Source organism: Vibrio sp. 10N.286.52.F8 (assembly GCF_041468745.1).
In the GTDB taxonomy this organism is placed as follows: domain Bacteria; phylum Pseudomonadota; class Gammaproteobacteria; order Enterobacterales; family Vibrionaceae; genus Vibrio; species Vibrio crassostreae_C.
Window position 1 is genome coordinate 428,294 of record NZ_JBFRJF010000010.1, and the last position, 24,661, is coordinate 452,954.

The window sequence follows — 24,661 nt, forward strand, 5'->3', positions numbered from 1 at the left end:
TTTGCTGAATTACTGTGTGCTCAAGCTCTCATTTACAAACAGTCACTCTGAAAAGCTTGAATCTTAATAGCGGTTTACCTATAGTTTCTCCCTCAGAGGAGATTGCTTCCTCATCGGTACTTGCACTTTTTCTTTCTCAAAAAATGGCGAAGGGCAACAGCCTTAAAATAGCGCGTTAAAGAGTTCATCCATCATGAGTAATCAAGCGGTAGACGTTGAAATATTAGGAAAACTGACTCGAGTGAATTGTCCACCAGGGCAAGAAGAGTCATTGATTGCAGCGGCGGCCGATCTTGATAATCGATTGAAAGAGATGGCTGAACGTACTAAGGTAACCAATGAAGTGAAGCTGCTGACTATCGCAGCTCTGAATATTTGCTACGAATTACAAACCAAGAAGTTTGAAGCAAATGATGAACAAAACGCACTGACCGAGCGAATGGAACAGCTCACGACATCACTTTCAGATGTCCTCAGTAAAGTTAAGCACGGACAGCAATAGCGTACACAAAATTTACCCTGGAGTGTTTGTCAGAGGATTCACGTCCCCGAGCCGATAAGCAATCCCTAAGGGTTAGTACTTGAGTGCTATTGAGCATGCTCGGCCCGACCGAGAAGCCTACGGTAATCATTGCTGATCCGCCTTGAACTCGCTGGTTCAAGGGCCATCTATTCTCAACGGCACTTTGGGGTATCCCTTCTTATGAAGACGCTCACACGCAGCGAATTTCGCAAACAGATCCGTATCAAACGCAATGCCTTATCTGGCGACCAACAAACTCAATCCGGTATCGACTTAGTTAAGCAGTGCATGCAGCTTGATGAAATTCAGTCTGCTCAGCATATTGCCCTCTATATTTCTATCGATGGCGAACTCGATACTCAGCCTTTAATCGAATGGTTATGGGCGCAAGGTAAGCAAACTTATTTACCAGTATTGCACCCCTTCTCTGCCGGGCACCTGCTGTTTTTACACTACTCGCCAACCACACCGACGGTCTTGAATAAGTACGGTATTGTCGAACCTCAGCTCAATCAAATGCTGGTTAAACCTTGTCAGCAACTCGACCTTATTCTTACGCCCCTTGTCGGCTTTGACTCCCATGGCCATCGTTTAGGTATGGGCGGCGGATATTACGATCGCACCTTGGCAAAGTGGTTCGAGACGGGCGAAGGTGCAGCTCCTATTGGTTTGGCTCATGATTGCCAACATGTTGATACGCTACCGATTGAAGAATGGGACATTCCGTTACCTAAAATCGTGACTCCGAGTAAAACTTGGCAATGGGAAAACAACCATTAAAGCGCTATAATCGCGCCGCAAACGTTAACCTCGATATAGAAACGTTAACTCAATATCTAAACGTTAACTTCATCATTACGCAAACGATCAATTCAAAGCGCAAGACCTTATTCAGGAGAATGGCATGACTCAAGATGAAATGAAAAAAGCAGCTGGCTGGGCAGCACTTCAATATGTTGAAGAAGGCAGCATTGTAGGTGTAGGTACTGGCTCTACAGTAAATCACTTCATCGACGCACTAGGCACAATGAAAGACAAAATCAAAGGTGCGGTTTCAAGCTCTGTTGCTTCAACGCAGCGACTAGAAGAGCTAGAGATCAAAGTGTATGAGTGTAACGATGTCGCTAAGCTAGACATCTATGTTGATGGCGCAGATGAAATCAACCCAACTCGCGATATGATCAAAGGCGGCGGCGCTGCTTTGACTCGTGAAAAAATCGTAGCGGCTATCTCTGATAAGTTTGTGTGTATTGTTGACGGTACTAAAGCAGTTGATGTGTTGGGTAAATTCCCACTGCCTGTTGAAGTAATCCCAATGGCACGTTCATACGTGGCACGTGAGTTGGTTAAGCTTGGTGGTGACCCAGTTTACCGCGAAGGCTGCACAACCGATAACGGCAACGTGATCCTAGATGTGTACGGCATGGCGATCGAAAACCCGAAACAACTAGAAGATATCATCAATGGTATAGCTGGTGTGGTGACGGTTGGTCTGTTCGCTCACCGTGGTGCTGATGTGGTTATCACCGGCACGCCTGAAGGTGCAAAAATCGAAGAATAAATAATAGAAGATTGAGTTTTCTGTTACTTCATTACATACGGTGCCCTAGGGCGCCGTTTTTTTTGCTTTATTGCTGTAAAATTATGTCTTATTCCGTAATTTTCTTACCCAAAACATTTTTTTTTTGTTACTTTATTGTTCAGAAGACGCACAGGGAAAACGTTTGTCTCCTAACAAAGTGGTGAATTTGTTCCCCTTTCAGCCATTTTGTAGCACGTGCGCCGCATTTGCCCAACCTTTCCATTTTAAGGACGAGAACAATGGCCAAAGTTTCACTGGAAAAAGAAAAAATTAAAATTCTACTTCTAGAAGGTCTTCACCCTTCTTCTGTAGAAGTACTGCAAGCCGCTGGTTACACAAACATTGAGTACCACAAAGGCTCGCTACCGGAAGATGAACTTCTTGAAGCAGTAAAAGATGCTCATTTCATTGGTATTCGTTCTCGCACTAATATCTCCCAAGAAGTTATTGATGCAGCTGAAAAGCTGGTTGCCGTCGGTTGTTTCTGTATTGGTACTAACCAAGTCAACCTTCAAGCAGCAGCAAAACGCGGTATCCCTGTGTTCAACGCACCGTTCTCAAACACTCGAAGCGTTGCTGAGCTCGTTCTTGGTCAGGTTCTATTGCTACTACGTGGCATTCCAGAAAAGAACGCGCTTGCACACCGTGGCATCTGGAAAAAGAGTGCCGACAACTCTTACGAAGCCCGTGGTAAGCGTTTAGGTATTATTGGCTACGGTCACATAGGTACTCAACTGGGTATTATTGCTGAAAACCTTGGCATGCGTGTTTACTTCTACGACATTGAAAACAAACTGTCTTTGGGTAACGCAACGCAAGTTCATACCATGACCGAACTGCTGAATAAGTGTGATGTGATCTCTTTACACGTCCCTGAAACCAACGAAACAAAAGACATGATGGGTAAAGAAGAGTTCGAGCGCATGAAGCCTGGTTCTATCTTTATCAATGCAGCACGTGGCACAGTGGTAGACATTCCTGCTCTGTGTGGCGCTCTAGATTCTGGTCACCTTGCAGGTGCAGCGATCGACGTTTTCCCAACAGAACCAAAAACCAATGCAGACCCGTTTGAGTCGCCATTGATGCAGTTCGACAACGTGATTCTTACACCTCACGTAGGTGGTTCAACTCAGGAAGCACAAGAGAATATCGGTGTTGAAGTGGCTGGCAAGCTAGCGAAATACTCTGATAACGGTTCTACGCTATCAAGTGTTAACTTCCCAGAGGTATCTCTACCGCTACACACGGGCACGTCTCGTTTGCTGCACATTCACGAAAACCGCCCAGGTATCCTAACTCAGATCAACACCATCTTCGCTGAAGAAGGCATTAACATCGCGGGTCAGTACCTACAGACTGCGGCTGATATGGGTTATGTAGTTATCGATGTAGAAGCGGATCGTTCAGAAGAAGCACTGCTTAAACTGAAAGAGATCGAAGGCACAATCCGTGCTCGTCTACTTCACTAATCATCGAACTCGATATTAGTAAAAACAAAAAGGCTCTCATTATGAGAGCCTTTTTAGTATTTGGCCTATCGTAGGTAATTAGATCACCATGATCCAAAAGCCTCTATCGCGCTATCTTATTCTTCGATCTGGTAGATCACATTAACACGATCGCGAATGGTGATCGTTGAGTCTTCATAAGAGTTCGACTCTGTTCTCGCATCCATCGCCATTGAACGCATTAACACAGGCTGAGAAGATTGTGCGTTGTAATCAACACGCCAAACATCACCCAACTCACGCTCAAACCCACTCGCTAATGATTTAGCTTTCGATCGCGCATCCTTGATGGCTTCTAAGCGCGCTTGCTCTTGATACTTAGCTTGGTCGCGAACTTGCAGTTGGATGTTGTCGATCTGATTAATGCCTTCTCCAATCGCAATATCCATGTACTCATTAAGATTAGCTAGCTCAGTCACTTGAACGGTCACATTACGTGAGGCGCGGTAGCCAACCAGTTCCGGTTTGCCATCTTTCGGGTAATGATATTGAGGAGATAAATACAGGTTAGAGCTGTGTACACTCGCCTCATCAACACCAGCTTGATGCAGCTTGTTTAGAAAGCCTGTCACGACTTTATCAACGGTATTTTTAGCCTGTTCAGCAGTCATCGTCGATTCCACGACTCTCACAGAGAATGTCGCCATATCAGGTGTAGCGATCACTTCACCATAGCCTGTCGTTGAAATATGAGGAAAGGATGGAGAGTCAGCCAATGATGGAAAACTCACAGCACTCAACGCCGCAGTAAGAGTAAGAGACGTTGCTAACATCTTTGGTACAAGCTTCATTAGGTATGACCTATGCTAAACAAATGTCCTTTCATCATAGAGCAATTTATCGTTTAGCCAATCCAGAGCACACACTTCTAACAGAACTTTGACGCTGAAAAAACCAACAGTTTACTGAGGTAAGTGATTGTGAGCAAAACTCAATATTGCTTGGGATACCTCTTTTAATACTCCGCTCTCAAGCTGCCAATGGTGCCAATAGATGCGATAAGAGAGCAGAAAGCCAGGGGTAATATCAATCAGAGCACCAGACTCGAGCTCATCGATAATCTGTAATCGGGGGATCAAGCAATAGGCTACACCCGATAATGCCAAGCGCACAAATGCTTCTGAACTGCCGACTGTATGATTGATCACACTGTCTCTCGGGACGTTAAAATGATCATGCAGAAACTTCTTATGCAGATCATCGTATTGATCATAGGAAACCGCAGGTGCTTTGCTTAAGGTGGCGTAGTTTACGCCCTCTGCAAAGTAACGCTGATGAAAGTCAGGGCTAGCCACGCACACATAATCCATCCTACCGAGATAGTCAGCACTGCAGCCAGGAATCGCTTGAGACTCCAAACTGATTGCACCGGCCACCTCGCCACTTTTAATCTTTTCAATGGTTCTCGACTCACCATGAATCGCGAGGTTCAACTCGACTTGGCGAGACTTAATCACATCCGACAAAGCTGGTAGCAACCATGTCGCCAAACTATCAGCGTTGGTGGCTATGGATATCGATAGTGGTTGATTACCCTCTTCATTCATCAACTCAGGCACAAGCTCGTGCTCTAACAAACGAACACGGCGATATAAGCCCAGTAGTTTTTTACCCGCAGGCGTTGGCCTAGGCGGGCTTTCTCTCACCAAGGCTGGCTGAGCCAACCACTTTTCCAGCTGTTTGATGCGTTGAGATACCGCCGACTGGGAGATATATAACTGCTCAGCAGCCCTTTCGAAGCTACGTTGTTTTACTACAGCATCCAGTGCTTCAATCCATTTATAATCCAATCCGCGCATCAATTTGCTTCCTTTTTAAGCTAACTCATCACCACATTAGCAACTCTAATAATGGATTAAAATCATTAATTATACTTATTTAAAGGGTCAGAGTATCTTCGCCATATAGCACGTAAATATCGTTAAATAAGTGGAGGTTAAAATGAGTTTTTGGGTTTTATTACAAGGTTTTGGTCTAGGGGCAAGTATGATTATCCCTATTGGCGCTCAGAATGCGTACGTCCTAAATCAAGGGATAAACCGCAATCATCATTTAACGACAGCAACGATTTGTAGCCTGCTCGATACTCTGTTTATCTCATTAGGCATTTTTGGCGGCGGAGCGATCTTGTCGCAAAATGAATTACTGCTTACCTCAGTGACACTAGGTGGCATCGCTTTTCTGACTGTGTATGGTTTGCTCTCACTACGCAGTGCATTCAAAGTGCGCACCAGTGATGAGTCGAAAGGTGAGATATTAGCGCGTGGCAAGCGCACCGTTATTTTAGGGGCATTGGCAGTAACAGTATTAAACCCACATCTCTATTTGGATACCGTGGTAATTCTTGGATCCATTGGTGGGCAATTTGAAGGCAACGACAGAATTGCATTTGCTATGGGGACTATATTGGCTTCGTTCGTCTGGTTCTATTCTTTGTCATTAGGCGCTGCAAAACTAGGCCCGACGCTATCTAAACCTAAGGTTAAGAAAGGCATTGATATCGCAGTCGCAACCATGATGTTCGCCATAGCAACGGTGCTTACCGATGGACTTATTGAGCAATACTGGTAAATCTATTTAGCTTCATGAAACCAACAAAAAAGGCGGATAACCTAAGTTATCCGCCTTTCCTTATAAAAGCTTATAGTTATAAAAACTAACTAGGAATTAAGCTTCTACTTTATTCATGTGTACATCCATTTGCGGGAATGGAATTTCGATACCCTCGTTATCCAAGCCTTCTTTGATTGCTTGCATCAGGTCGAAATAAACATTCCAGTAGTCAGCAGTGCTAACCCATGGACGAACAACGAAGTTAACTGAAGAATCAGCAAGCGTATGAACACCAACTTGAACGCCAGGTTCTTTCAGTACACGCTCATCAGATTCACAGATCTTAGTCAGTAGCGCTTTTGTCTTCTGAAGATCAGCGTTGTAAGAAACACCAATCATTAGATCAATACGGCGCGTCGCATGACGAGAATAGTTTGTGATTGGGCTGCCGATAACGCTACCGTTAGGTACTACAACCATTTTGTTGTCTGGCGTTGTTAGAACCGTTTGGAAGATTTGAATAGAATCAACTGAACCTGCCACACCACCAATTTCCACATAGTCACCAGACTTAAATGGACGGAATGCAACGATAAGTACACCAGCAGCAAAGTTAGATAGTGAGCCTTGTAGTGCAAGACCAACGGCTAAACCAGCCGCACCAATAACAGCAACTACAGATGCCGTTTGAACACCTAAACGACCAAGTGCAGCAATTAAAACAATCACAAACAACAAATAACGAACTAAACCATGGACGAACTCCACAACTGCTCGGTCCATTTTCTTCTTCTGAAGAACCTTAGACACGCTATTCGCTACTGCTTTAACAATAAGGTTACCAATAAATAGAATTATCAGTGCTGAAATGATATTTACGCCATATTGGATAAATAAATCTGAATTATTTGTTAACCACTGCTCTGCTTGAGACAAACCATCCACAAGTGGAGTCTCAATCGCTGTCGAACTATCAGCCATAATGTGCATCCTCTATATAATATGCTATGGGCTAAACTGCCTTAAGCCTCATTTACTCTGCAATATAATAAACAGTGTAATTACCGTTAAGTCATTGTGTTAAAAGTAAATTAAAGCCAAGTCCTTTTTATAAACTGAACCAAGTTCAGTTTTTCGGCACGATATCCTATCTTTGACAGATTGCAAAGTCATATTTATGTAAGCTTTTGAATTATTAAAACTTACCGATAAACACAAATACCGATAACTAAAAGACTACGAAATTTATTCACCGCACGCTAGGTTTTTCACATATTTAGTACAAGTTTTTATCAGATATAAAAAAACCCGCTCAATGAGCGGGTTTTTAAAACTTAAAGAGTACTTAATTCAAAGAATTATAGTACGTCTACAGCGTTAAGGTCAGCAAATGCTTTCTCTAGACGAGCAACCATTGAAGCTTGACCAGCACGTAGCCATACGCGTGGATCGTAGTACTTCTTGTTTGGAGCAGCTTCGCCAGTTGGGTTGCCGATTTGACCTTGTAGGAAATCGAAGTTGTCAGCAGAGTACTGACGGATACCGTCCCAAGTTGCCCACTGTGTATCAGTATCGATGTTCATTTTGATAACACCGTAGCCGATAGACTCTTGGATTTCTGCTTCAGAAGAACCAGAACCACCGTGGAATACGAAGTTTAGAGCGTTAGGTGCGATACCGAACTTCTCTGCACAGTATGCTTGAGAGTCACGTAGGATAGTTGGAGTAAGTACAACGTTACCAGCTTGGTAAACACCGTGTACGTTACCGAAAGATGCAGCGATAGTGAAACGTGGGCTAACAGCCATTAGTTTCTCGTAAGCGTATGCTACGTCTTCTGGAGAAGTGTAAAGCTCAGATGCGTCCATATCAGAGTTATCAACGCCGTCTTCTTCACCACCAGTACAACCAAGTTCGATCTCGATTGTCATGTTCATTTTAGCCATGCGCTCTAGGTACTTAGCACATGTTTCGATGTTCTCTTCTAGAGACTCTTCAGAAAGGTCTAGCATGTGAGAAGAGAATAGAGGCTTACCAGTTTGTGCGAAGAACTCTTCACCAGCGTCTAGTAGACCGTCGATCCATGGAAGAAGTTTCTTAGCAGCGTGGTCAGTGTGCAGGATAACTGGAACACCGTAAGCTTCAGCTACAGCGTGTACGTATTTTGCACCAGCTACAGCGCCAAGAACTTGTGCGCCTTGACCTTCAAGTTTAACGCCTTTACCTGCGAAGAATGCAGCGCCGCCGTTAGAGAACTGAACAACTACTGGAGCTTTAACTTTAGCAGCTGCTTCTAGTACTGCGTTTACAGAGTCAGTACCAACAACGTTTACAGCAGGAAGAGCAAATTTGTTTTCTTTTGCTACTTCAAATACTTTCTGTACGTCATCGCCAGAAATCACACCAGGTTTTACAAAATCGAAGATCTTAGACATGGAAATAGTCCTATTTATTCTATCGTTTTAAGATTAAAAAACTTAAGTTTAAAAACTTGCAATCGTTTGCTCACAACTTATGCCATTCTAGCAAAAAAGTGTGATATGCAGCAAACGTTAAAAGGCGAGATTCACATCTCGCCTTTCTAAATCAATTATGCTTTAGCACGCTCTTCAAGCATTGCTACTGCAGGAAGTACTTTACCTTCAACGAATTCAAGGAAAGCGCCACCGCCAGTAGAGATGTAAGAAACGTCAGCTTTGATACCGAACTTATCGATAGCTGCTAGCGTGTCACCACCACCTGCTACAGAGAAACCTGCAGACTCAGCGATTGCTTTAGAGATACCAGCTGTACCCGCTTCGAAGTTCTTGAATTCGAATACGCCTACAGGGCCGTTCCAAAGGATTGTTTTCGCGTTGCCGATGATTTCAGCTAGTGCCGCAGTTGAATCTGGACCAAGGTCGAAGATCATGTCGTCGTCTTGAACTTCAGAAACGTGCTTGATTTCAGCTTCTGCGTTTTCGTCGAATGCTTTAGCACATGCAACGTCAGTTGCTACTGGGATAGCACACTCTTTCATTAGCTTTTGAGCCGTTTCAACTAGGTCAGCTTCGTATAGAGACTTACCTACGTTGTGGCCTTCAGCAGCGATGAATGTGTTCGCGATACCACCACCAACAACAAGCTGGTCAGCAATTTTAGAAAGAGATTCTAGAACGGTTAGTTTAGTAGAAACTTTAGAACCACCAACGATAGCCACTAGTGGGCGAGCTGGGTTGTCCATTGCTTTACCAAGCGCTTCAAGCTCAGCAGCTAGAAGAGGGCCAGCACATGCTACAGGAGCGTAAGTACCAACGCCGTGTGTAGAAGCTTGAGCACGGTGAGCTGTACCGAATGCATCCATTACAAAGATGTCACATAGTGCAGCGTATTGCTTAGAAAGTGCTTCTTCGTTCTTCTTCTCGCCTTTGTTGAAACGAACGTTTTCAAGAACAACAAGTTCACCAGCGTTTAGCTCTAGGCCGTTTACGTAATCTTTAGCTAGTTTAACTTCGCAGTCTAGTGCGTCGTTTAGGTAGTTAACTACAGGAGCTAGAGAGAACTCTTCGTTGTATTCGCCTTCAGTAGGACGACCAAGGTGAGAAGTAACCATTACCTTTGCGCCAGCTTCTAGGCAAAGTTTGATAGTTGGTAGAGATGCAAGGATACGTGCATCTGAAGTTACTTTACCGTCTTTTACTGGTACGTTTAGGTCAGCACGGATAAATACGCGTTTACCTGCAAGTTCCAGGTCAGTCATCTTGATCACAGACATGATTTGTCCTCTCAAATTTAAATAAATATAAAGTTTTGGAAACTCAGCAACCCTGCTAAGCCTATAAATTATTCAACTGGTAATTCTTTCACTACTAATAATATGTGGACTCTTAGTATTTATTTCAAGCTAAAAAATAAATAATCCGCACATTTGCTTCTAGGTCTTACTTCTTGCCTTCAGAAGCTTGCATTGCAAGAACCGTATCCAGCATTCGGTTCGCAAAGCCCCATTCATTATCACACCACACTAGCATTTTAACTAAGTGGCCGTTGCTCACTCGCGTTTGTGAACCATCAACGATTGCGCTATGGGGATCGTGATTAAAGTCGATGGAAACGAGCGGCGCTTCAGTATAGTCAACTATATTGTGTAATGTACACTGGGATGCATTAACAATGGTTTGATTTACGTCATTAACTTTCACATTTGCATTAATTGTGACACTTAAATCCATCGCTGTTACGTTTACCGTCGGCACACGCACAGATATAGCTTCAAATTTGTTGGAAAATTTCGGGAAGATTCTTTCAATACCTTTATGCAACTTGGTATCGACAGGAATGATCGATTGGCTTGCTGCTCGAGTACGACGCAAATCGCTGTGGTACGCATCGATAACTTGTTGATCATTCATTGAAGAGTGAATAGTCGTAATCGTACCGGACTCGATACCAAAGGCGTCATCAAGAACCTTAATGATAGGGACAATACAGTTGGTGGTGCACGAACCATTGGAAACGATTTGGTGGTCCGCTTCGATGGTATCGTGGTTCACACCATAGATAATGGTGTTATCGAGGTCATTGGCACCGGGGTGAGAAAACAGTACCTTTTTCGCCCCTGCAGCAATGTGCGCGAGGCCGTCATCTCGGCAACCATAAACACCGGTACAATCGAGAACGATATCCACCTCAAGGTCACGCCAAGGCAACAGCTCAATATCAGCAAGATGTAAGATACGAATGGTATCAAACTCACCCTTGTCTTCAGCACCAATGCCATGATGGACATAAATGTGCTCTTGATCGTTAGAGATTTTCTTACCGAAGCGGCCGTGACTGGTGTCGTACTGCAATAGGTGAGCCATAGCGTCAGGCTGAGCAAGCTCATTGACCGCTACTACTTTGATTTGTTGGCTTTTGCCACTTTCATAGACAGCGCGCAATACATTACGCCCTATTCGTCCAAATCCATTTATCGCGACTTTTAGCATAGTTCCGTACATCTAACCAAAATTTCGTGCAACAGATGATAACTGAATCCTACCCAAAAGGCATTACTTGAATAACTCAGCTTGTTCATGACAGATTGATCTGTTGCTTATAGAGATGAGTCTAGGAGAAACAAATCCCAGAGACAAAAAACCGAGCTCAGCGCTCGGTTTTTTTATTCATTTCATTGTTAGCACTAAGCTAGCAATCAATGATTAAGCAAGAAGCTCTTTCGCGGTGTTTACTACGTTTTCAGTAGTGAAACCGAACATCTTGAATAGCTCGCCTGCTGGTGCAGATTCGCCGAACGTTGTCATACCGATGATCTTGCCACCGAAACCAACGTACTTGTACCAGAAGTCAGCGATGCCAGCTTCTACTGCGATACGAGCAGTAACGTCAGATGGAAGTACAGACTCACGGTATTCAGCATCTTGCTTGTCGAACGCGTCAGTTGCAGGCATAGATACTACGCGTACTGCTTTACCTTCAGCGGTTAACTGTGCAGCAGCTTCAACAGCAAGCTCAACTTCAGAACCTGTTGCAATGATGATTAGCTCAGGCTTGCCTTCACAATCTTTCAGGATGTAACCACCCTTAGCGATGTTAGCTACTTGCTCAGCATTACGATCTTGTTGTGCAAGGTTTTGACGAGAGAAGATTAAAGATGAAGGACCATCTTTACGCTCAATAGCCAGTTTCCAAGCAACAGCAGACTCAACTTGGTCACATGGGCGCCATGTGCTCATGTTTGGCGTTAGACGTAGAGAAGCGATCTGTTCAACCGGTTGGTGAGTAGGACCATCTTCGCCTAAGCCGATAGAGTCGTGCGTGTAAACTTGGATGTTCTGAACTTTCATCAGAGCAGCCATACGCATTGCGTTACGCGCGTATTCCATGAACATTAGGAACGTTGCGCCGTATGGTACGAAACCACCGTGCAGAGCGATGCCGTTCATGATAGCCGTCATACCGAATTCACGTACACCGTAGTGGATGTAGTTACCAGAGAAGTCAGTTGCTTCAAGAGACTTAGAGCCAGACCACATAGTTAGGTTGGAAGGCGCTAGGTCAGCAGAGCCGCCCATGAATTCTGGAAGCATTTGACCAAACGCTTCTAGAGCATTTTGAGATGCTTTACGTGAAGCAATGTTTGCAGGGTTAGCTTGAAGATCAGCAATGATTGCGTTTGCTTTCTCTTCCCATTGTGCTGGAAGTTCACCGTTAGTACGACGTTTGAATTCTGCTGCTAGCTCTGGGTAAGCCGCTGCGTATGCGTCAAACTTAGCATTCCACGCCGCTTCTTTTGCTGCGCCCGCTTCTTTCGCATTCCACTCAGCTGCGATATCTGCTGGGATTTCGAAAGGACCGTGTTCCCAACCAAGTGCTGCTTTAGTTGCTGTAATTTCATCAGCACCTAGTGGAGCGCCATGGCAGTCGTGCGTACCAGCTTTGTTTGGAGAACCAAAACCGATGATAGTTTTAGTACAGATAAGCGTTGGACGAGGGTCTGCTTTAGCTGCTTCGATAGCTGCATTGATTGCTTCCGGATCGTGACCGTCTACTGCTGGGATTACGTGCCAGCCGTATGCTTCAAAACGCTTAGGAGTATCGTCAGAGAACCAACCTTCCACTTCACCATCGATAGAGATACCGTTGTCATCCCAGAAAGCAACTAGCTTACCAAGACCTAGCGTACCAGCTAGTGAACATGCTTCGTGAGAGATACCTTCCATCAGACAGCCATCACCCATGAATGCATAAGTGTAGTGGTCTACGATGTCGTGGCCTTCTTTGTTGAACTGTGCAGCCAGTGCTTTCTCTGCCATTGCCATACCAACAGCGTTAGTGATGCCTTGACCTAGAGGACCCGTCGTTGTCTCGATACCAGGAGCGTAACCGTACTCTGGGTGACCAGGAGTCTTAGAGTGCAGTTGACGGAAGTTTTTCAGATCTTCAATTGAAAGCTCGTAGCCTGCAAGGTGAAGCAGAGAGTAAATCAACATTGAACCATGGCCGTTAGACAGGATAAAACGGTCGCGGTCAGCCCACTCTGGGTTTGCTGGGTTGTGGTTCAAGTGGCCACGCCAAAGAACTTCAGCGATGTCAGCCATACCCATAGGTGCGCCTGGGTGGCCTGAATTTGCTTGTTGAACACCGTCCATGCTAAGTGCGCGGATTGCATTGGCTAGATCTTTACGAGAAGGCATGTCTGCTCCTGGATACATAAGCGATTTAAAAAAGAGATAGTGCTAATGTTTTCATTTTAATTAGCGCGGGTATTCTCTCAAACGACTATTGCGACTGCAAACGTTTTACTGGCATTTTAACGGTCATTTTTCGCAATTTTCGAACATTTACATCACTTGGCAGTGGCTTATCTCAATCGATACGCAAACGATTAGTTATGACATATCATAAAAAAGAGCTTGTAATTCGACCGCTGGAATTTAGAATAGCCGTCTAGATGTAGAAACACCTACAAAATATACTGTATTTAATGGCGCGCTTCCTAGCTTGCGACGCCATAAACTATTTACACCAAAAACTAAAAGTGGAGCTCTCATGGCTAAGCACCTATTCACTTCTGAATCTGTTTCAGAAGGCCATCCAGATAAAATTGCAGACCAAATCTCTGATGCTGTTCTTGATGCCATCTTGGAACAAGATCCAAAAGCACGTGTTGCTTGTGAGACTTACGTTAAAACCGGCATGGTTATGGTTGGCGGTGAAGTAACAACGTCTGCATGGGTTGATATCGAAGAAATCACTCGTGAAACAGTACGTGAAATTGGTTACGTTCATTCTGATATGGGCTTTGACGCTGACTCTTGTGCTGTTCTAAACACAATTGGTAAGCAGTCTCCAGACATCAACCAAGGTGTTGATAAAGAAGACCCTAAAGAGCAAGGCGCAGGCGACCAAGGCATCATGTTTGGTTACGCGACTAACGAAACACCAATCCTAATGCCGGCTCCAATTACTTACTCTCACCTTCTTGTTAAGAAGCAAGCTGAAGTACGTAAGAGCGGTAAACTTGACTTCCTTCGCCCTGATGCGAAATCTCAAGTTACGTTCCAATACGACCAAGGTAAAATCGTTGGTATCGACGCTGTTGTTCTTTCGACTCAACACTGCGATTCAGTAACAACACCGGATCTACGTGAAGCAGTAATGGAAGAGATCATCAAACCAGTACTTCCTGCTGAGTGGATCAACAAAGACACTAACTTCTTCATCAACCCAACAGGCCGTTTCGTAATCGGTGGCCCAATGGGTGACTGTGGTCTAACAGGTCGTAAGATCATCGTTGATACCTACGGCGGCGCAGCTCGTCACGGTGGCGGTGCATTCTCTGGTAAAGATCCATCAAAAGTTGACCGTTCTGCAGCTTACGCGGCTCGTTACGTTGCGAAAAACATCGTTGCTGCTGGCATGGCTGACCGTTGTGAGATTCAACTGTCTTACGCTATCGGTGTTGCTGATCCAACATCTATCATGGTTGAAACGTTTGGTACTGAAAAAGTAGCTCACGAAATTATCATTGAAGCAGTTCGTCAAAACTTCGACCTACGTCCATACGGTCTTCAAGAGATGTTGAACCTTCTTCAGCCTATCTACAAGCAGACTGCTGCATACGGCCACTTCGGTCGTGAAGAGTTCCCTTGGGAAGCGACTGACAAAGCAGCAATCCTTGCGGACTTCGCTGGCCTAAAATAATTTAGCCACTGCGATTTGTTTCTTTAAAGCCCTTACTTCTTAGTAAGGGCTTTATTTTTATGTACTTACCTTACTTTCACTCGCCATTCTCTTCTCTAATGCCCTTCTTTACCGTTAACCACTTAGTATAAAAAACCGCTGATAATTTGTGTTTTCTAACACTACTGACAATAGTTAAGGTAACTCCTAAGAGATCAAGCTCACATTTAACTTAAATTAATTCAGCCTGATAACGCTCGTTAAATGCACGCTAGAACAAAAACTGGGATGACAAAGAGCAATTTAGCTCAACACCATAACTCTCACACAAGCCACATCGATGAGCCTTATGGAATTATAACTAGGACGTTATTTAACTAGGGGGATCTATGCCTCGTACCGCGCACCCATCCGAACTGAACGATAAAAAACACAAGGTCAGCGATAAGGATTACGCTCGCACCATTCCTTGTAACCAAATCAGTATTTCCGCACCCTTTCATTGGTTGTCGCTTGCTCTGCATGACTTAGTAAGAATGCCATTAATCAGCGCATTCTACGGTTTGTGCTTTATGGGAGCGGCAATCGCCATTGTTCAGCTTGTCCAATGGCAAGGAACACACTTGGTCGTAATGCCAAGCCTGATCGTGTACATGCTAATAGGGCCGTTTCTTGCTCTGGGCTTGTATGACGCAGCTTGGGAAAGAGAAAAAGGCCATAACGCCAGCCTACTGCACTCAATGAAAGCCATCACTCGCAACTCGACCCACCAATGGGCCTTTGCGATTGTGTTGATGGTTGCGATGATATTCTGGATGCGTATCGCTGCGTTATTGCACGCGCTCTACCCTTCAGTGCAAGGCGCACCATTGGCTGAGTTCGCTCCCTTCTTAATTACGGGTTCTGTGATTGGTTTTGTCATCGCAAGCCTCATATTTAGCATCTCAGCATTTTCAATTCCGTTAATGATGGAGAGACGCGTTGATGTGATGAGTGCAATTTTCACTAGCTTTAATGCCGTGAAATCGAACATTCCTGCAATGGTGGTTTGGGCAAGTATTATTTGTGCCGGTATTCTGGTGGGTTTTGCCACCTACGGCATCGGAATGATCGTCACCATGCCGCTACTTGGTTATGGTACATGGCACGCTTATCACGAGATCATTAAGAAAAAACATCACGTGTAAAGCATCGCTAGATCAAAAAGCAATGTTATGATGAGGCCTTGGCTTAAACGCTGAGGTCTTTTATTTGGAGTTAACAACGTTTGTCTTACACCCCGCAACAACATCGAGCAAATAAGAAATTGGCCGAGTGCCTAGCTATCGCAAATCAACATTTCTCTCGTGAATTTCCACACCCAACTATCACCTTCAAGTTAAGAGGTAAAGCAGCGGGAAAGGCCTACCTTCAGCTCAACGAAATTAAGCTCAACCACGTACTATTTTCTGAAAATGAAGACGCCTTCATCAACGAAGTTGTGCCGCATGAGCTCGCACACCTAATCACGCATCAGGTTTTCGGACGTGTTAGGCCTCACGGAAACGAGTGGAAATACGTGATGGAAAAGGTATTCAACGTTCCAGCCAAAACAACTCACAGCTTTGAAATAGCTTCAGTTCAAGGGAAAACCTTTGAATATCGATGTGAGTGCACCACTTACCCATTATCAATCAGACGACACAATAAAGTGCTTCGAAATCAATCGACCTATCGCTGCCAGCTGTGCAATCAAACCTTATCCTTCACAGGCACACAGCTCAGCTAAAGTCCTAGACTCGCACCTATTCGATTTGGTAACCCCATCCTTTTTATTTCAGAAAGCAACACTCGATTAAGTTGATGATAGAAATGTAATGGAGAAACTCATCCTTTGAGTGCTAGACTGATGTTTATCATACTTTTATCAGTCTTTTTCTATGCAAAAACTCACCATCAAAGCATTTGGCCTACCTGTGTCTTTTTACTTAACAATAGTATTTGGCCTACTGGTAACCCAAAGCGTTCTCGCCGCACCACCGAGCTCATTTTCCAAAGCAAAAAGAGAAGCGGTGAAGATTTACCTCGACCATCCGACTTCATTTTATTGCGGCTGTGACATTACTTGGAAGGACAAAAAGAAAGGCATTCCCGACCTTGATGGCTGTGGCTATCAAGTCCGAAAACAACAAAAGCGGGCGAGTCGAATTGAGTGGGAACACGTGGTTCCAGCTTGGCAATTTGGCCACCAGCGTCAGTGTTGGCAAGATGGTGGGCGCAAGAACTGCACTCGCAATGACAAAATATTCAAATCCATGGAAGCCGACCTTCACAACCTAACTCCGGCCATTGGCGAGGTTAACGGTGATCGCTCCAACTACAACTTCAGTCAGTGGAATGGCATGGATGGTGTGAGCTATGGTCAGTGTGAAATGCAGGTCAACTTCAAGCAGCGTAAAGTTATGCCGCCAGACAGAGCAAAAGGCTCTATCGCGCGTACTTACCTTTACATGAGCCAAGAGTATGGTTTCAAACTATCTAAGCAACAAACCAACCTAATGATGGCGTGGAACAAGCAATTTCCTGTCGACAAGTGGGAATGTACTCGTGATGAGCGAATCTATGCCATCCAAGGTAATCACAACCCATTTGTTTACCCTGCTTGTAAATAACGTCGCTCGTACAATCAACATTCCTAACTATCTCAAACAAGAGTTTCAGAATTGCCCCTGAAACTCTTGCTCTACCCTTGTTTTTTCAACTAAAAGCATCCATGTTAGGCAGAGACAAAATACCCAAATGAACATATTTATAGGTTTACCAGCATGAGAATCCCTCGTATTCATCACCCAGAACGCATTCATCAGTTAGGTTCACTCGCTTTAGGCGAAGATGCCGCGGGTCATGTTGGTCGTGTCCTTCGCATGAAAGAAGGCCAAGAAGTCCTTCTATTTGATGGCAGTGGCGCTGAATTCCCTGCGACGATAGCCGAAGTATCAAAGAAAAATGTCACCGTTAATGTTTCTGAACGCATCGAACGCAGCAGCGAATCTCCGTTAGACTTACATTTAGGCCAAGTGATTTCACGTGGCGACAAAATGGAGTTCACGATTCAGAAATCGGTTGAGCTTGGTGTGAACACCATTACCCCTTTAATTTCAGAGCGCTGTGGCGTTAAGCTTGATACAAAACGCTTCGAGAAAAAACTCGCACAGTGGCAAAAGATTGCTATCGCGGCGTGTGAACAGTGTGGCCGCAATACGGTTCCAGTCATTCGCCCTATCATGCAACTTGAAGAGTGGTGTAGCGAACCGAGTGAAGCATTAAAGCTGAACTTACATCCTCGTGCAAAATACTCAATTAATACCCTTCCAGAACCTATCAGTAAGGTACGCCTATTGATCGGCCCTGAAGGTGGCTTGTCGGCTGAAGAAATCGGCATGACAGAACAATACAAATTTGAAGAGACGCTACTCGGCCCACGTGTACTTCGTACCGAAACAGCAGCTCTAACCGCAATTACTGCCTTACAAGTCCGTTTTGGCGATCTAGGCTAGGAGAAAAAAATGATCAAACTTGGCATCGTAATGGATCCAATTTCATCCATTAACATCAAAAAAGACTCTAGCTTTGCCATGATGCTTGAAGCTCAGCGTCGTGGTTACGAAATCCATTACATGGAAATGGATGATCTACATTTAGATCAAGGCGTAGCCATTGCTGACACTAAGGTTGTTGAACTAAAAGAAGATCCAAACGGTTGGTACGAGTTCAAATCAGAACAGACTATCGCGCTATCCGATTTAGATGCGGTACTAATGCGTAAAGATCCTCCGTTTGATACTGAGTACATCTACGCAACTTACATTCTTGAGCGTGCTGAAGAGAACGGCGCACTGATCGTCAACAAACCACAAAGCCTACGTGACTGTAACGAGAAGTTGTTCACGGCATGGTTCCCTGAACTGACACCGACCACCATTGTGACTCGTAAAGCTGAAAAAATTAAAGCGTTCCGAGAAGAACACGGCGACGTGATTCTAAAACCACTTGATGGCATGGGCGGCGCGTCTATCTTCCGTGTGAAAGAAGGCGATCCAAACGTATCAGTTATTATTGAAACCTTGACCAACCACGGTCAGAACTACGCAATGGCACAAACTTTTGTTCCAGACATCAGCAATGGTGATAAGCGTATTCTTGTGGTTGACGGTGAGCCAATGCCTTACTGTCTAGCGCGTATTCCTGCAAAAGGGGAAACTCGAGGTAACCTTGCTGCTGGCGGTACAGGTGAAGCTCGTCCTCTAAGTGAAACAGACTGGGCTATCGCAAGAGCAGTTGCTCCAGCACTGAAAGAGAAAGGCTTAATCTTTGTTGGGCTTGATGTTATCGGCGACAAGCTGACTGAAATTAACGTGACTAGCCCTACTTGTATCCGTGAAATTGAAGCCGCTTTTGATATTTCAGTTACAGGTAAATTAATGGATGCAATTGAGCGTCGCGTTAACGCTAAATAGCCTAAACTAAAGAAAGCCTTAGCTATTCGAAAACACAGAAATATCTAGGCAAAGAACAATGAGCGGCTTTACGCCGCTCTTTTTCCTTTACTGGGAACACACTGGCAGGAGGCTCTATGAATTTAACGAACCACTTTCTGGTTGCTATGCCCGGAATGAAAGACCCATACTTTCAAAATTCGGTGATTTACCTTTGTGAGCACAATGATGAAGGCGCGATGGGTTTGATGATCAACGCCCCTATTGATGTCACTGTCGGTAGCATGCTTAAGCAAGTTGAGGTTGATTCTGATCAGCCAAAACCCAACCAAGCAAGTCTTGATAAGCCTGTATTGAATGGTGGACCGGTCGCAGAAGACCGTGGGTTTATTTTGCACAAACCTAAAGGCAACTATCAATCCAGTATCAGCATGACGGATCAAATCTCAGTGACAACCTCAAAAGATATCTTGATGGTGTTGGGCACAGAAGATGAGCCGATGAATTATTTAGTCGCACTTGGGTATGCAGGATGGGAACCCGGACAACTGGAAACAGAACTGACCGAGAACTCATGGTTAACCGTTGAAGCCGATCCGAAGGTCATCTTCGATACACCGATTTCGGATCGCTGGAAAGTTGCCGTGCAAATGTTAGGCATCAATGCGGCTCAGCTTTCAGCAGACGCTGGCCACGCCTAGCCCGACTCAGCTCAATAAAATAAAATAAACAGACACTCTCAAACACAGATTAATTTGGAAGCCCCATGTCACGAACAATTATGGCATTTGACTACGGTACGAAAAGTATCGGCAGTGCGATAGGACAAGAAATCACAGGCACAGCAAGCCCTTTAAAAGCCTTTAAAGCAAAAGATGGCATCCCAAACTGGGACGATATCGAGAAGCAAATTAAGGAATGGCAGCCAAATCTTATTGTGGTTGGTCTTCCTACCGACCTTCATGGTAAAGATCTAGCAGCCATTACACCCAGAGCGAAGAAGTTCGCTAACCGTCTTAAAGGACGCTTTGGTGTGGATGTTGAATTGCATGATGAAAGACTTTCTACGACAGAAGCAAGGGCCGACCTTTTTGAAATGGGCGGCTATAAAGCGCTAAGCAAAGGCAATGTCGATAACCAGTCTGCAGTCGTCATTTTAGAGAGTTGGTTTGAAGCACAATATTCTTAACTAAAATTAAGTGCTCAAAGATAAAGCTCCTATGTGATCCTATAATGATATTACGACGTATTGTCGAAGCAATTCATTATTAGGTAAGTGGGAGTTAATATGAAAATTTTTCTAGCAATATTCGCCGCTCTAACCATTTCAGCATGCAGTTCGACAAGCTCCAATAATGCAGGTTATATGAATCATACTTCGACTGACGCAGACGTAATCAGCGAGCCTAAGAACAAGAAGCGTTGATAATACAGACGCAGTCGAACGATGAATATGATGAACGCCTGATTTTAACCTAGAATCAAATCAGGCGTTTTTTATCACCCCATATCTATCTTCACACCAGCCAACGCCCCAGTTCCGTAGTCGTCATCACCACGTCTAGTTTTGAGCATTAAGCGCAAGTCATTAGCAGAATCGGCACTGTGGAACGCATCCTCTTCGCTGATCTTGCCTGCTATCACTAAATCATACAAAGCTTGGTCAAAGGTCTGCATACCTATCTCTTTCGATTTAGCCATGGTTGCTTTCAGTTCGTGTAGTTCACCACGACGAATCAAGTCAGAAACACGAGGGCTATTCAGCAGAATCTCGAATACACCATGACGCCCGCTGCCATTCTTGTCGCGAATGAGTTGCTGAGCGACGACACCACGCAGGTTCATCGATAGGTCAAACAAGAACTGTTCTTTCTGCTCTTTCGGCACCAAATGAAGAATACGCTCTAGCGCTTGGTTAGCGTTATTGGCGTGCAAGGTTGCCATACACAAGTGACCCGTTTCAGCAAAGGTCATCGCGTATTCCATGGTCTCACGGCTACGGATTTCGCCAATCAAGATCATGTCTGGTGCTTGGCGTAGCGAGTTCTTAAGCGCGACTTCGTAACTCTCGGTGTCGAGCCCGACCTCACGCTGCGTCACGATGCACTTTTTATGTTCGTGCACAAATTCAATAGGGTCTTCAACCGTCAAGATATGTCCCGAGCGATTGGTGTTGCGATAGCCTGTCATTGCAGCCATTGAGGTCGATTTACCAGAGCCTGTCGCACCAACCACCAGCACAAGTCCGCGCTTAGCTATTGATAGGTCCTGTAGTACATCAGGAAGCTTTAGTTGCTCAAAGGTTGGGATGTTAGTCTCGATACGTCGAATGACCGCTCCAGGTAGCTCTCGCTGAAAGAATGCACTGACACGAAAACGACCAAAGTCACGCACAATCGCAAAATTAGCCTCACGCGTTTGCTGATATTCATCACGTCGGTCTTGTTCCATCATCGCATCAAGTAATTGAGCAACTTGAGCCGCATTCAGCTTCTCTCCTTGGGGGCGTAATTCACCATCCACACGAAAAAGGATTGGCGCATCAACCGTGATATAAAGATCCGATGCCTTTTGAGAAAGCATTCCCTCAAGGATTTGATTCAATTCCATTGTGTCCACCTTGATTAAAACATTGAGGTTTCAATTTCGATCTTTTTCTCGACCTCTTCCGAATCAACCAAGCCCTGCGCCATCAGCTGCTTCGCATTTTGTTCCATGGTCTGCATGCCGTGCGCTGCGCCCGTTTGAATGATCGAGTACATCTGCGCAACCTTATCTTCGCGAATCAAGTTTCTGATCGCCGGTGTTGCCATCATGATTTCATGACACGCCACACGACCACCACCAACACGCTTTAGCAGCTTCTGGGCTATCACCGAGCGCAGTGATTCAGACAACATCGAACGAACCATATCTTTATCGCTACCTGGGAACACATCGATAATACGGTCGATCGTTTTAGCCGCAGAACTGGTGTGCAGAGTACCAAAGACCAAGTGACCCGTTTCTGCTGCGGTTAACGCTAAGCTAATCGTCTCTTGGTCACGAAGTTCACCAACCAGAATCACGTCTGGGTCTTCACGTAAGGCACTGCGCAGTGCCGCTTTAAAACTGTGAGTATCACGGTGAACTTCACGCTGGTTGACTAGGCATTTATTATTGGTGTGAACGAATTCAATCGGGTCTTCAATCGTCAGAATATGCTTATTGTGGTTGCGATTTACGTAATCAACCATCGCCGCAAGAGTCGTTGATTTACCAGAGCCAGTTGGACCAGTGACGAGCACTAACCCTTTTTCGTAGTTAGCAATCCTTTCGAAGATCTCAGGTGCACCTAACTGATCTAAAGTCGGGATTTCGACAGGGATAGTTCGAAAGACAGCTGAGCAGCCACGGGCTTGGTTAAACGCATTAACACGAAAGCGACCAACATTGGGTAATTCAAAAGAGAAGTCGACTTCCAGTTTTTCTTCAAACTCGCCGCGTTGTGAATCGCTCATGATCTCAAAAACCAAACGATGCACATCAGCATGACTCAAAGCTGGGATTCCAAGCTTCCTTACTTCACCATCTATACGTACCATTGGAGATACACCCGCAGAAAGATGTAGATCTGACGCGTTATGCTTTACACTAAAATCTAGTAACTCAGTGATATCCATTTATTTTCCCTTAAGTAAAGTCAGCTATGAGTAGTATTCAACAAAATATCGAACAAATCACCTCACAGATTCGTAGTGCTGAGCAAAAGTGCGGACGAGCTCCAGAGTCCGTGCAACTTTTAGCCGTCAGCAAAACTAAACCTATTGATGCGATTCTAGAAGCCGCACTCGGAGGCCAAGTTGCCTTTGGTGAAAACTATGTTCAAGAAGGTGTAGATAAAGTAAAACACTTTTCAGAACAACATTCTAACCTAAATTTAGAGTGGCATTTTATTGGTCCAATTCAATCCAATAAAACCCGCCCAATCGCGGAAAGCTTTCAATGGGTGCATTCCGTCGATCGCGATAAGATCGCACAAAGGCTTAATGATCAACGACCAAGCGAACTTCCACCTTTGCAAGTGTTGATTCAGGTAAACACCAGTGGTGAAGAGTCCAAATCTGGAACCTCAGAAGAGACAGTTTTTGCACTCGCGGAGTTGATTTCATCGCTCCCCAACCTCACCTTAAGAGGATTGATGTCGATTCCTGCAAACGTATCTGACTATCAATCTCAGCTTAATGCATTTTCTCAACTGGCAGAGCTTAAAGACAAGCTAGCCGCGAAGTATTCAGACATTGATACCCTTTCGATGGGGATGAGTGGTGATATGGATGCAGCAGTTGAGGCTGGTAGCACAATGGTTCGTATTGGAACAGCTATTTTCGGCGCTCGTGATTACGCGAAATAGCCGTAGTAAGTAACGACAAGTACAAGTATTGATACCGCTTCGCCTTATCCGCGCAGCGACACGCTCAGGATTTTATATATGGTACATAAGAACATCGCCTTTATTGGGGCGGGAAACATGGTTCGCTCAATTGTAGCTGGCTTAGTTGCTAGTGGTTACCCAGCGCAAAAGATTACTGCGACAGCACCTTCAGAAACCAGAAGGCTGCCGTTAGAACAAGAATACGGCATCAATACCACCAGCGATAATATTGCCGCAGCTGAAAAAGCAGACGTTTTTGTGTTATCAGTGAAACCACAGATGATGGCTGATGTATGTAAACCCTTACAAAGCATCGACTTTAGCAACAAACTGGTTATCTCCATTGCTGCGGGTATTAATGCGAATCGACTCAATGAGATGTTAAACTGCCAACTGAACCTTGTTCGTGTGATGCCAAACACGCCATCACTGCTTGGTAAAGGGATGAGTGGTCTTTATGCCGATGCAACTGTCAGCCAAGATGATAAAGACTTTGCTTCTCAGCTGATGCAAGCTGTTGGTGAAGTAAGTTGGGTTGAACAAGAGTCTGGAATCAACAACATCATTGCGGCGGCGGGTAGCGCTCCGGCTTACTTCTTCCTGTTTATGGAAGCGATGCAAGCTGAAGCAATCAAGCAAGGTTTTGACCAAGAAACCGCTCGTAAGCTAGTGCAGCAGTCTGCATTAGGCGCGGCAGAGATGGTGGTAGCAAACCAAGATACTGAATTATCAACACTGCGTGAACAAGTGACATCCAAAGGCGGCACGACCGCAGAAGCACTACGCACGTTTAACGAACATCAACTATCAGACATCGTAGCAAAAGCCATGCAAGCGGCGGTTGCTCGAGCTGAAGAGATGGAAAAACTGTTTTAGTACCAATCAAGGTAAACAAGCATTTTGCCGCTCTGGTTATATCTAAGCGACAAGTAAATCCGA

The 24,661-nt window shown here is 44.8% G+C and carries 25 protein-coding genes and 1 other RNA gene; 17 read left to right on the plus strand and 9 right to left on the minus strand.

What is annotated here, in order from left to right:
- The first annotated feature begins 193 nt into the window (after nt 1-193).
- The 5 genes from zapA to serA all read left to right on the plus strand — a co-directional run bounded on the left by zapA (nt 194) and on the right by serA (nt 3,574).
- Complete coding sequence (zapA, locus tag AB4133_RS06035; protein ID WP_004735366.1) at nt 194-502, plus strand: cell division protein ZapA; 309 nt, start codon at nt 194-196, stop codon at nt 500-502.
- A gap of 11 nt (nt 503-513) precedes the next feature.
- A non-coding RNA gene (gene ssrS, locus AB4133_RS06040) (6S RNA) lies at nt 514-697 on the plus strand.
- A 6-nt stretch (nt 698-703) separates the two neighbouring features.
- Nucleotides 704-1,303 carry a 5-formyltetrahydrofolate cyclo-ligase gene (locus AB4133_RS06045; protein ID WP_017059056.1) on the plus strand — a complete coding sequence of 200 codons (600 nt, stop codon included), beginning with the start codon at nt 704-706 and terminating at the stop codon, nt 1,301-1,303.
- Nucleotides 1,304-1,427: 124 nt separating this feature from the next.
- Nucleotides 1,428-2,084, plus strand: coding sequence for a ribose-5-phosphate isomerase RpiA (rpiA, locus tag AB4133_RS06050; RefSeq protein ID WP_017059057.1), 657 nt, complete (start codon nt 1,428-1,430; stop codon nt 2,082-2,084).
- A gap of 260 nt (nt 2,085-2,344) precedes the next feature.
- Nucleotides 2,345-3,574: a phosphoglycerate dehydrogenase gene (gene serA / locus AB4133_RS06055; protein WP_055319631.1), complete on the plus strand. Its 1,230-nt coding sequence runs from the start codon at nt 2,345-2,347 to the stop codon at nt 3,572-3,574.
- A 116-nt stretch (nt 3,575-3,690) separates the two neighbouring features.
- On the opposite strand, the gene AB4133_RS06060 is transcribed toward serA, so the two are convergent.
- Both AB4133_RS06060 and AB4133_RS06065 read right to left on the minus strand, forming a co-directional pair.
- Nucleotides 3,691-4,404 carry an oxidative stress defense protein gene (locus tag AB4133_RS06060; RefSeq protein ID WP_057622276.1) on the minus strand — a complete coding sequence of 238 codons (714 nt, stop codon included), beginning with the start codon at nt 4,402-4,404 and terminating at the stop codon, nt 3,691-3,693.
- A gap of 111 nt (nt 4,405-4,515) precedes the next feature.
- Entirely contained in the window at nt 4,516-5,412 is an 897-nt protein-coding gene (locus tag AB4133_RS06065; protein WP_017068706.1) for a LysR family transcriptional regulator ArgP, read from the minus strand.
- Nucleotides 5,413-5,554: 142 nt separating this feature from the next.
- Between AB4133_RS06065 and AB4133_RS06070 the strand changes: the two genes are divergently transcribed.
- The gene (locus tag AB4133_RS06070) at nt 5,555-6,184 is read left to right on the plus strand and encodes a LysE/ArgO family amino acid transporter (RefSeq protein ID WP_372224070.1); all 630 of its coding nucleotides are present in this window, start codon (nt 5,555-5,557) and stop codon (nt 6,182-6,184) included.
- A 96-nt stretch (nt 6,185-6,280) separates the two neighbouring features.
- On the opposite strand, the gene mscS is transcribed toward AB4133_RS06070, so the two are convergent.
- The 5 genes from mscS to tkt all read right to left on the minus strand — a co-directional run bounded on the left by mscS (nt 6,281) and on the right by tkt (nt 13,344).
- Nucleotides 6,281-7,147 (minus strand): small-conductance mechanosensitive channel MscS, encoded by an 867-nt coding sequence (mscS, locus tag AB4133_RS06075; RefSeq protein ID WP_017063201.1) that lies wholly within the window; start codon nt 7,145-7,147, stop codon nt 6,281-6,283.
- Nucleotides 7,148-7,524: 377 nt separating this feature from the next.
- A complete protein-coding gene (gene fbaA / locus AB4133_RS06080; protein ID WP_010435694.1) occupies nt 7,525-8,601 on the minus strand; it encodes a class II fructose-bisphosphate aldolase in 1,077 nt (358 codons plus the stop codon).
- 155 nt (nt 8,602-8,756) lie between these two features.
- Nucleotides 8,757-9,920, minus strand: a complete 1,164-nt coding sequence (locus AB4133_RS06085; protein WP_017059064.1) for a phosphoglycerate kinase — start codon at nt 9,918-9,920, stop codon at nt 8,757-8,759.
- A gap of 166 nt (nt 9,921-10,086) precedes the next feature.
- Complete coding sequence (gene epd / locus AB4133_RS06090; RefSeq protein ID WP_032545627.1) at nt 10,087-11,136, minus strand: erythrose-4-phosphate dehydrogenase; 1,050 nt, start codon at nt 11,134-11,136, stop codon at nt 10,087-10,089.
- A gap of 213 nt (nt 11,137-11,349) precedes the next feature.
- Nucleotides 11,350-13,344: a transketolase gene (gene tkt, locus AB4133_RS06095; RefSeq protein WP_102394120.1), complete on the minus strand. Its 1,995-nt coding sequence runs from the start codon at nt 13,342-13,344 to the stop codon at nt 11,350-11,352.
- A gap of 355 nt (nt 13,345-13,699) precedes the next feature.
- Between tkt and metK the strand changes: the two genes are divergently transcribed.
- The 9 genes from metK to AB4133_RS06140 all read left to right on the plus strand — a co-directional run bounded on the left by metK (nt 13,700) and on the right by AB4133_RS06140 (nt 20,734).
- Entirely contained in the window at nt 13,700-14,854 is a 1,155-nt protein-coding gene (gene metK / locus AB4133_RS06100; protein WP_017062234.1) for a methionine adenosyltransferase, read from the plus strand.
- Nucleotides 14,855-15,222: 368 nt separating this feature from the next.
- Complete coding sequence (locus AB4133_RS06105; RefSeq protein ID WP_017067802.1) at nt 15,223-16,020, plus strand: DUF2189 domain-containing protein; 798 nt, start codon at nt 15,223-15,225, stop codon at nt 16,018-16,020.
- Between the two features lie 80 nt (nt 16,021-16,100).
- Entirely contained in the window at nt 16,101-16,601 is a 501-nt protein-coding gene (locus tag AB4133_RS06110) for a SprT family zinc-dependent metalloprotease (RefSeq protein ID WP_017067801.1), read from the plus strand.
- Nucleotides 16,602-16,752: 151 nt separating this feature from the next.
- Nucleotides 16,753-17,484, plus strand: a complete 732-nt coding sequence (locus tag AB4133_RS06115; protein WP_136981608.1) for an endonuclease — start codon at nt 16,753-16,755, stop codon at nt 17,482-17,484.
- 153 nt (nt 17,485-17,637) lie between these two features.
- Nucleotides 17,638-18,369, plus strand: a complete 732-nt coding sequence (gene rsmE / locus AB4133_RS06120; RefSeq protein ID WP_017062238.1) for a 16S rRNA (uracil(1498)-N(3))-methyltransferase — start codon at nt 17,638-17,640, stop codon at nt 18,367-18,369.
- 9 nt (nt 18,370-18,378) lie between these two features.
- Nucleotides 18,379-19,329 carry a glutathione synthase gene (gene gshB, locus AB4133_RS06125; protein WP_004735482.1) on the plus strand — a complete coding sequence of 317 codons (951 nt, stop codon included), beginning with the start codon at nt 18,379-18,381 and terminating at the stop codon, nt 19,327-19,329.
- Between the two features lie 116 nt (nt 19,330-19,445).
- Nucleotides 19,446-20,009, plus strand: coding sequence for a YqgE/AlgH family protein (locus AB4133_RS06130; protein WP_017062239.1), 564 nt, complete (start codon nt 19,446-19,448; stop codon nt 20,007-20,009).
- Nucleotides 20,010-20,074: 65 nt separating this feature from the next.
- Nucleotides 20,075-20,497, plus strand: a complete 423-nt coding sequence (ruvX, locus tag AB4133_RS06135) for a Holliday junction resolvase RuvX (RefSeq protein ID WP_004735480.1) — start codon at nt 20,075-20,077, stop codon at nt 20,495-20,497.
- A 99-nt stretch (nt 20,498-20,596) separates the two neighbouring features.
- Nucleotides 20,597-20,734 (plus strand): hypothetical protein, encoded by a 138-nt coding sequence (locus AB4133_RS06140; RefSeq protein ID WP_372224071.1) that lies wholly within the window; start codon nt 20,597-20,599, stop codon nt 20,732-20,734.
- A 74-nt stretch (nt 20,735-20,808) separates the two neighbouring features.
- Here AB4133_RS06140 and AB4133_RS06145 read toward each other — a convergent pair whose 3' ends face one another.
- Complete coding sequence (locus AB4133_RS06145) at nt 20,809-21,918, minus strand: PilT/PilU family type 4a pilus ATPase (protein ID WP_017062241.1); 1,110 nt, start codon at nt 21,916-21,918, stop codon at nt 20,809-20,811.
- A 14-nt stretch (nt 21,919-21,932) separates the two neighbouring features.
- Complete coding sequence (locus tag AB4133_RS06150; RefSeq protein WP_017062242.1) at nt 21,933-22,970, minus strand: type IV pilus twitching motility protein PilT; 1,038 nt, start codon at nt 22,968-22,970, stop codon at nt 21,933-21,935.
- 26 nt (nt 22,971-22,996) lie between these two features.
- On the opposite strand from AB4133_RS06150, the gene AB4133_RS06155 reads away from it, so the two are divergent.
- Both AB4133_RS06155 and proC read left to right on the plus strand, forming a co-directional pair.
- The gene (locus AB4133_RS06155; protein WP_017062243.1) at nt 22,997-23,701 is read left to right on the plus strand and encodes a YggS family pyridoxal phosphate-dependent enzyme; all 705 of its coding nucleotides are present in this window, start codon (nt 22,997-22,999) and stop codon (nt 23,699-23,701) included.
- 78 nt (nt 23,702-23,779) lie between these two features.
- A complete protein-coding gene (proC, locus tag AB4133_RS06160) occupies nt 23,780-24,598 on the plus strand; it encodes a pyrroline-5-carboxylate reductase (protein WP_372224072.1) in 819 nt (272 codons plus the stop codon).
- The last annotated feature ends 63 nt before the right edge of the window (nt 24,599-24,661 follow it).